The organism is Paenibacillus sp. Y660, assembly GCF_057221575.1.
This window is the reverse complement of sequence record NZ_JBXBBJ010000056.1, coordinates 1-8,901: the sequence shown is the minus strand read 5'-3', so window position 1 is coordinate 8,901 and position 8,901 is coordinate 1. Positions and strand designations below refer to the sequence as shown.

Annotated in this window: 4 protein-coding genes; 2 read left to right on the top strand and 2 right to left on the bottom strand. The window is 40.2% G+C overall.

What is annotated here, in order from left to right; genetic code table 11:
• Positions 1–512: 512 nt before the first annotated feature.
• Both AC2TDN_RS26140 and AC2TDN_RS26135 read left to right on the top strand, forming a co-directional pair.
• Positions 513–1,376 carry a DNA-primase RepB domain-containing protein gene (locus tag AC2TDN_RS26140; RefSeq protein WP_484690691.1) on the top strand — a complete coding sequence of 288 codons (864 nt, stop codon included), beginning with the start codon at positions 513–515 and terminating at the stop codon, positions 1,374–1,376.
• Between the two features lie 165 nt (positions 1,377–1,541).
• The gene (locus tag AC2TDN_RS26135) at positions 1,542–2,171 is read left to right on the top strand and encodes a YfbR-like 5'-deoxynucleotidase (protein ID WP_482067961.1); all 630 of its coding nucleotides are present in this window, start codon (positions 1,542–1,544) and stop codon (positions 2,169–2,171) included.
• Positions 2,172–2,385: 214 nt separating this feature from the next.
• Here AC2TDN_RS26135 and AC2TDN_RS26130 read toward each other — a convergent pair whose 3' ends face one another.
• Complete coding sequence (locus tag AC2TDN_RS26130) at positions 2,386–4,095, bottom strand: SWIM zinc finger family protein (protein ID WP_484690690.1); 1,710 nt, start codon at positions 4,093–4,095, stop codon at positions 2,386–2,388.
• Positions 4,096–4,346: 251 nt separating this feature from the next.
• On the bottom strand, positions 4,347–8,627 hold the full coding sequence (locus AC2TDN_RS26125; protein WP_484690689.1) for an S-layer homology domain-containing protein: 4,281 nt from the start codon (positions 8,625–8,627) through the stop codon (positions 4,347–4,349).
• Between the last annotated feature and the right edge of the window lie 274 nt (positions 8,628–8,901).

The following is an 8,901-nucleotide window of genomic DNA, read 5'->3' as shown; positions in this document are numbered from 1 at the left end:
GATAAACTTCACCATAAAGGTGCTCCTCTCTTTTGGGTGATGTGTTCTAGACAAACACCATTCTACCAAAGATCAGGGCACTTTTTTACGTTTTTATAAGATTTCACTTTCGAAATTCAGGATGAAAATTTAAATTTATCGATACCCTTTATATCCGGAATATTTTTAAAAGCAACTGCTTTAATGTCCTGTTCGTTATCATTCTAGGTGTATTCTAATTCTCTTTTTCGCTAGACATCACTTCGATCATTTTCTGAAGAGAATGATGTATCGCTCGAAGATAACTTATTATGCAGATGAATCCTACAGCTAAAATGATAATAATAAATTCCATTTCTCATCTCCTCCTTTCCTTGAGCGAGAATTTTACCATATATTTTACATATATGTTTGATTAACATATCTCATGTTGAAAAATGGGTACTGCGATACACACTTGTGACATCTCGCCCGAATATGATTGTTTAGAAAAGAATGAAGGGTGACACATGCTTTAAAGGAGATGTGGTTCAGTGGCACAACGTTTAAGTTCAGTGAAATATACCAGAAATTTGCGAAAATACGCCGGTCACGCACGCCATTTCATCAAAAAACTAGGCTGTCAGCAGAACGAGCAATTGCATTTTATTTTAGTCCATGACCCTAAAAACAAAAAACGGAGCTTCAGCAATTCTGCTAATCACCCCGCGATGACGCTGCATAAACCTCTAAATCTACTTGAAAAGCTCACGCCAAAAATTACACTCTTTTCCAAGAGAAATAAACGCATACATGTACTCAGACATAATATTAGAGGTTATGCCGTATTTATGGAGATCAATTACCGGGAAACAAAGGCTAGTGACTTCAAAAAAATCCGAGCTCAGTTCATCGACGTCGATCTAAACAAGATTTCTTTGCGTTTACCATCAAGAGAACAAGTCAAGCAAGCGATTAAATCCATTCAATCCGACCCTGCAGAGCAGCTTCAATCCATTACAGTCAAAAAAAATAAACAAGGTCAATACCATCTTTTAGCTTTGCGAACCAAGCAGCGAGTAGCAAAATTGAAGATTGCATTTATAAAAAAATACGGAAGCCAAATTAAGGATACGATGATAATCGAAACTAAAAACGGATATCATATCTATTGGGTTCTTCAAGGCGGATCCGTAAGCAAATTTGTTCCTATTCAAAAAGCTTTAGCCCAAAAATTCAGTTCAGATCCTATGATAACCAATCTATCAAGAGTGATGCGTGTACCTGGCTTTTACCATATGAAAAATCCTGAAAGCCCCTATATGGTTAGGGTCAGACAATTAGGCAGGAACCAACCTTTTACCCAAGAGGAAATTATTCAATCACTGTCATTAGAGCCTTTAATTGAATCAAGCTAATCATAGCGGCTAGCCTGTCTAAGCTAGTAAAAACCTCGGCCATGCGGTCGGGGTTTATATTTTCATATATTACCTATTTTAAATTAATCGTCCATTAACAAATAATCATTATACTTACTGTAATTCAGCAATTTATACGTTAAATATGGAAAGGAATTACATGCTATGGGAATTCATACTTATTTTCAATCTCTAAACGATCTCGAACGTATTATTCGCTGCCCAGGTAAGTTTAAGTTTGAAGAGCACAGCGTAGCGGCTCATTCTTGGAAGGTTGTACAATACGCCAAAACGTTGGCAGATATTGAGGAACGCAACGGCGTCACGATCGATTGGAAGAAGCTCTATGAGATTACGAGCAGCCATGACTATGGTGAAATATTTATCGGGGATATCAAAACGCCCGTTAAGCACTACTCGCTGGAACTGCGCGGCATGCTGCAGCAGGTAGAGGAAGGCATGATTACGCTTTTTATAGAGGAGAATATTCCAGAGGAGCTCAAGCCAATTTTTTTCAAACAGCTGCGCGAGGGCAAGGACGATTCTGTCGAAGGTCTCATTCTTGAAGTGGCCGATAAGCTCGATCAGGTGTACGAGGCGCTTACTGAATTGCAAAGAGGCAACAGAGAGAAGGAATTTGTCATTATGTACCGCGAAGCGCTTGTCAAAATCAAAAAGATTAAGCTGCATTGCGTAGATTATTTTCTAAAGCATATTTTGCCCGACATCGTTCATGAAAGCTCCAATTGTCCGATTGATATTAAAAAAATTACCAACGAAGCTTTGGAGCTTTAACCTTAACTACGATTTAAAACCTCGTCATCATACCACATGTTTTGTATACGATTAAACATGAATTGCTGCATTGCAGCACCCTCTTTGTTACACTTCCATGCTTCAATGAATTCAACTAACTTTCCCGTCTTCTTTTCGTGACACGTTCCTAAAGATCGATTAGATCTTAGGAATGTGTCAAGACTCAAATTAATGTTTGATACCGCCCTAAGCTTTAAATAAGCTTAATTTTTTGCAGCTCGTCCAAAAGAGCAGGCCTATTCCGATAAGTGAGACATAGCTGTTCAATGATCTTTATTGCATGGACTCCCCCACCTGCCTTAATGAGATGACGAATAGTTCCACATACTCTCCGATACTCATTTCGATTCGATGAGCGAGCAGCTTCCTCGGATATCACTTGTGTAAACAGAAGAAAAACATCTTCTGCATGTTCGCCGACAAGATGAGGGTAGAAGTCCTCTAAGGTTCGTTTGTGCTTTTGAACATATTTCAGCAGTCTCAGCGTCTCCTTTTCTTCAATAAGCACTTTGGTGTATAAGGAAGCTGCGTTCCATTTCCTATCGCAATTCGTTTCTAACTTGTCTAAAAACCCCTCGTATGCCGCTTCCCATTCATCCTTGCTAAATAATTCCTTTAATCGCAAGTAATAATTATAATCGCCAGCTGCTGCGAATTCCTCTGCAAGTAGTATTTGATGCTCCACTTGATGAGTAAGCTCATAAACTTCGTAGCGGCACTTTTTCCATATATCAACAAGGCCAGGATAACCTTTAGCCGCATCTTTCTGTTCTCCTTGCTCGGCTAGATCCAGTGCTTTGTCGAATTGAAGATTCTTTATCGCATCTTCAATTGCCATTTTGCGAAAAGCCGTAATGTCGAGATGATCCTGTAAAAACGTCAAAGCTTGGCTTTCGCCTTCAAGCTTTTGAATAACATGATACCGTAGCTTTGCTGCTTCCTCAGTAAAAAAGGAACTGTATGATGATGTATTACGTTCATTACTTTCCAATCTGTCGATCAAATTATTCCACAAATCCTTTTCCGCAGCATTATTAATTAAATAAGAGGCACTTCCCATCAGAGACAATTGCCACTCATTCCACCCCACTAAGCTTGGATGAAGCACCTCTTTTAGAAGCAGTTGAAAAAGGATTGGTTTATCCTTGAAGGAGCTATCTTCTAATTGGCTTACTGTACTATCTATACCGTTCAAGCATTCCTGAATGAGACCTCCGACATATCCGTCAGAATCATCACACCTCTGCAATAAATCACCCATCTCGTGCATAATGCAAAAACTAATTTCAACGGCACGAAGATGATTTCCTTTATTTAATGCTTCCTCTGCTTTCTCCATTACTTTTTCAGCACCAGCAATAGCATAGGGAACATTACGATATGCAACAAAGCCATGACGGTCAGCGTTTTGCTTAATAGAGGAACGAATCACTTTTTTATATTGGTTTAGACCCTCTTTTTTGTCGGCATCAATAAACTTCAAAGTAAGCGCTCGCTCTACTTCTTTGATTTCATTGTGAAATTGGACAAGCAGCGTGATCAACTCATCCTTATTGAGCTTAGACAAATGGTCAGCAATATTCTTTTTAGAAGTCGACTTATTTTTAGGGGCAGACGGAGCCTTTTCTATTCTGGAAAGCTCGTCTCTGATTTCCAAAAGAACAGCTGCTGTATGCTTACATATTGGACCTTTATCGTAAGGACATTCGCACAATGTATAAACCACTTCACCACGTGAACCAAGCTGAATTTCCACATCGTAAAGCTCACTACCCTCAACTTCAGCATGATAAACCCGTGGCTCGATTTCAATAATGGAAAGGATTTGACCGTTTTCTCGAACGGCTTCCCCACGCTCAAGAATAATCGGATCTATACGATCCTCAATCTGATTCAGCTTCATTCCGCTACCCTGCTTTCTGGAATTAATTATATAATTCTATTTTATCCAGTCGAACAAGAATCAAGCAATAGCTAAATCTTTAGATAAACAGACCATTCGATACTGTGTTAGTAAAGTAACTATTATTATTCGTTTACATTCCGTTATTCACATTAAATAAGCAAAAAAGAGCACCTAATACGATGCTCTTTCTCATGAGTTTGGTGGAGGCTAACTGTGGTATGGCAAATCCACAATTCACCTCCATTTTACTACGCGTTGGTAAGCTTCAATACCTTCATCAATTGGTACAATAAAAGGGCACTCTCTTGACGTTGCGTGTTCTTACCAGACTGGAAATGGAATGGACTGTTTGTCAGCAATATTCCATTATCCAAGGCAGCAGTATAATATGGTTTTGCCCAATCTGGCAATTTGTCGGGATACTCTGTCGAAGAGGTCTTTTTTATTACTACATTCGCTTCGCTATATTTCAGTGCATTCACCAACATAACAATCATTTCTTGATGCGTAATTTCTTGTTTCGGGCGGAAAGTACCGTCGGTATAGCCATTAATCAAACCCGCGTCGACGGCTGCATTAATCTGAGGTGCATACCAAACTTCTTTCGTAATATCTTTAAAACTTTTAGAAGCCTGCACCTTAGGCAAAATACCTAAAGCCCGATTGAGCATGGCAGCAAATTCAGCACGCGTGACAACCGATTTTGCCTTGAAACTTCCGTCAGGATAGCCATTAATAACCATCCTGTTTGCTAACGCTAAGATACTGTCTTTATATGGATTACTGTTATCCAAATCATTAAATTCAACATGATTTTGAACAACGGTATATACGGAATTCCCCTTACGCTTCAATGTTACCTGCAGGATCCCATCCTTCCACTCCCACGTGGTCGGAACCGGGACGTATGTTTGAGTAATCAGATCATAAGTTAAGCCTGCATAAACGGCATCTGCTTTGTTTGTTGATTTGAAATTCATCGTATGACCAACATATTCAGAGAAATTTGATAGAACGATATCCTGACCGCTTCCTGTCAACTTAACCTCAAATTCCACAGGAACTCCCAACGGAACATTGGTAGTGCTATTGAGTTGAGCACTCAATTTAGTCTTGTAGTCGCTTGCCGCTTGGGTAATCGTAATGACTACCTTCTGTTCCGAACCACTAACTCGTGAACCTGACGAGGACAAGGAATTCACCGGAAGCTGAAGCTTGCCAGATGTTGATTCAAAAATAAGTATTGCATCCTTCGAGTTATTATTAATACTTGATATTGTATTTGAATCTATCTGGAATTGACTGTTTTGAGTTGCAGTTTTTTCATCAGCCTTAATAATAATTATTGGATTTTTCTTAAAGTCGGGATCGCTAATTGCATTTGAAATAAATACCGATGACACATCTGTCATAGACGAATAAGTTCCATCTGTGTTTTCTTTGGTTGTGGTCACTATCTTGGAATCTTCAGCATTTGGGCCTCCAGCACTGCCGCCTGGTGTTCCTCCACCTCCGCCGCCTGGTGTTCCTCCACCTCCGTTGCCTGGTGTTCCTCCACCGCCGCCGCCTGGTGTTCCTCCACCTCCGCCGCCTGGTGTTCCTCCACCTCCGCCGTCTGGTGTTCCTGCACCGCCGCCGCCTGGTGTTCCTCCACCTCCGCCGCCTGGTGTTCCTCCACCTCCGCCGCCTGGTGTTCCTCCACCTCCGCCGCCTGGTGTTCCTCCACCTCCGCCGCCTGGTGTTCCTCCACCGCTGCCTCTGTCATCCGTAATTGGAGGAATAACAACTAAAGTACCCGTGCTTTCCATTCTATTACTTGTTTCTCGTGTAAGGAAAATTTTATTGCCTGGAAATCCAATATCACTGATGGTAATCGTAATTGTGCTCTGATTCGGTTTAACGATCCCGCCCCCTTTGATGAAGGCTTGATTCTCGTTGTAAACACGTATTATATCTCCAGCTACAAGGTTATTCACAATGATCTTATCCGCTTGAACCATGAATTTTTGTACGGAAATGGATGATGCCGGGATAGCAGGAGTCCGTTTATCTTCGAATAGTATTCTGCTAAAGAATGGCGATGTGAAATCATCATTTTCCATGAAAACGCCGATTCCAAAAGCTTTCTCCGGCACATCCATCTCTGGAATAGTAACGGAATACGTTCCTTTCCCACCATTCACAACGGCTATCTCATCTCCAATCGCACTATGTGCATCTATAAAATACAAGTAATAACGGACATCGGGTATTTCATTTGTTCCCGGTTTCCATGTCACCGAACCCGAAAATTTGTTTATGTCCAAATTCGTATCTGTCGCTGAATAGTCTACAGGCAGATATTTCGGTGCATCATAAATCGGAACCGATAGATGAACGTCCAGCGTACGTTCGCTGCCGTAAGTGTCATAACGAATGACCGGATACAACCCAATACTGACTGCTCCTTCGGGCAGGGTCGAATTTGATATTTCATAAACAAAGAGCGAATCTGTCGATAACTCTGTCTTCTTATATATTCCAACTTGCATAAGTTTATTGCCTAACCGATCAAGATAGTACGCGGCATATCCCTTAATCCCATCCTGATCGACCGGTGGTTCAATGGACAAATACCCGTCAATCATACCGGAGGTCAAATCTTCATCCACGAAAACAGCATTAGCAGGCAGGTGAGTCTCATTCATGACTGTTTGCATCTCTTCAAAGTTTTTAAATTTATATAAACGGTTATCAGTTGATATGAAAATGGTATGATCTGCATCAACATAGGCATCTTTGATGCTCACTAAAGATTCGTATGTTTTTGTAAAACTATCTCTGTCGTAGACGGCACTATTACTGAACACGAGACTCCCGCGCGCATAAATAATCCTTTCTGGATAAGTCCCATATAGTATAGAAGGTTGGTTCGCATCGAACCTAAGATTGCCATAGTATAGATAGTTTTCATCAAGAAACATATTGGAATAGTAATATCCATTTGCTTTGTTGTTTCTTTCAAGCAAACTAAAATTTTGACTATTGTATCTATAGAGGTTGGAACCATCTCCACCATAGAGAATCTCTTGATCCGGATTCAATACATAGTTGTCTGGACTATAGATTCCTGTGCTCTTTTCATTATAAACCGCATCCGTAACAGAGGTATAGACAGCCGATGTCACGCTAATACCTCCACCAGATCTCCCGCCATTGTACAATATCCGATTGTTCTTATCGGGAAAGACATTAAGCGGGTAGTTCTTCGTGGTGATTTGGGCAGTGGCCGCTTCTGATGGCATCCCGTTTTCCAAATCTATAACATTAATGTGGTTCTCGCCTTTAAAGATGACATAAACCTTGTTATTAAAAATTTTTATCTCTCTCGGATTAGAACCGATGAACATCTTCTTAACTTCACTCATATCGTCCTTACGAATAACAACAAGTTCGTTGGTGCTTGCCACAATGGCATAGATGTAAGGAGAATTGTCCGTGGTCGTCCAATCCGTTATCGGTTGATCGCTTCTAATAGAATAAGAATTAGTGTTTAAGTTAACGGTAGTCTTTTGCGGTATCGTAAGATCGATTCGAGTGATCTTATTTAATTGATCATACCAATTCTCAATGCCTGCAAGATACGCATGTCCGTTCGAATCGAGCAATGCAAACCTTTTGTTAGAAGGGAATTGAACCAACGGAGTATAAGTAACTTTATCGTATACACCTTGAGTGGTAAGAACATAGGAATCCGTTACATCCAATATTACAGCTTCGAGGTAAGTATAGTAGCCATTCGTTCTAGTATAGGTGCCTGTGGTTTCTGCCAGATTATCTTTATTGAACTGATGTCCGCCAAAATATACGGATTGATCATCTATAAATATATGTTTGAGCGATAAAGAAGGCCCTCCAATTTGCATATCGTCATCAATGTCTTTACTTAGCTCTGCTCCGGTCTCAACGTCTATAGCCGTTATTCCGGCATAAGAAGACAAATTACCGACATAGAGTGTATTGGATAACTCATCAACCGCAAGAGCTACATTATCAAACCAAAAACCAATTTTTAATTCGCTGCTCTTTCGAGTAGCCTTGTCATATTTGTAAACCTTCCTGTCACTTGTCCCGTAGAAAAGATATTTGGAAGAGGCAGCCACCGAGGTAGGTACTGCATTTGTAATAATCGTGTCCGATATGTTATGAGTTGAGAGGTCAACCGTCTTTATCATAGTCGCTCCTGAAAGCGCAATCTGCAGAGACTGCCCATCCTTTGCAAGATAATACGGGTTAGAACCAACATTCAGCGTTTTTTCGATCTTAAAATCGCTAAGTCGAATAAAATAAAGATTATTTGACGAGCTAGAGATTGCATAAATATAACCCGCATCTTCGTCCAGCAGCCAGTCTGTCAAATCATTCGGGAGAGGGAGCTCAAGAGATTCCGTTGCTGAATCTGCGCTGGCAATTGGGGCCACAACCCCCAATGAGTTAAACATCAATAGTAATAGTAATAATAAAGTTAATTTTTTTCTCCCTGTTTTCATGAACTGTTTCCCTTCTATTTTTTAGTATACCTACCAAATTAATGATACTATAATGTCCCAATATTTTCTATGGCATTAACACTAAAAAACTACTATTTAATTCATGGTGCAAAATAAATTTCCATCTCATGAGCGTTCCACAGAATAAAAATTTTCAACCTGAATTTCGAAAGTGAAATCTTATAAAAACGTAAAAAAGTGCCCTGATCTTTGGTAGAATGGTGTTTGTCTAGAACACATCACCCAAAAGAGAGGAGCACCTTTATGGTGAAGT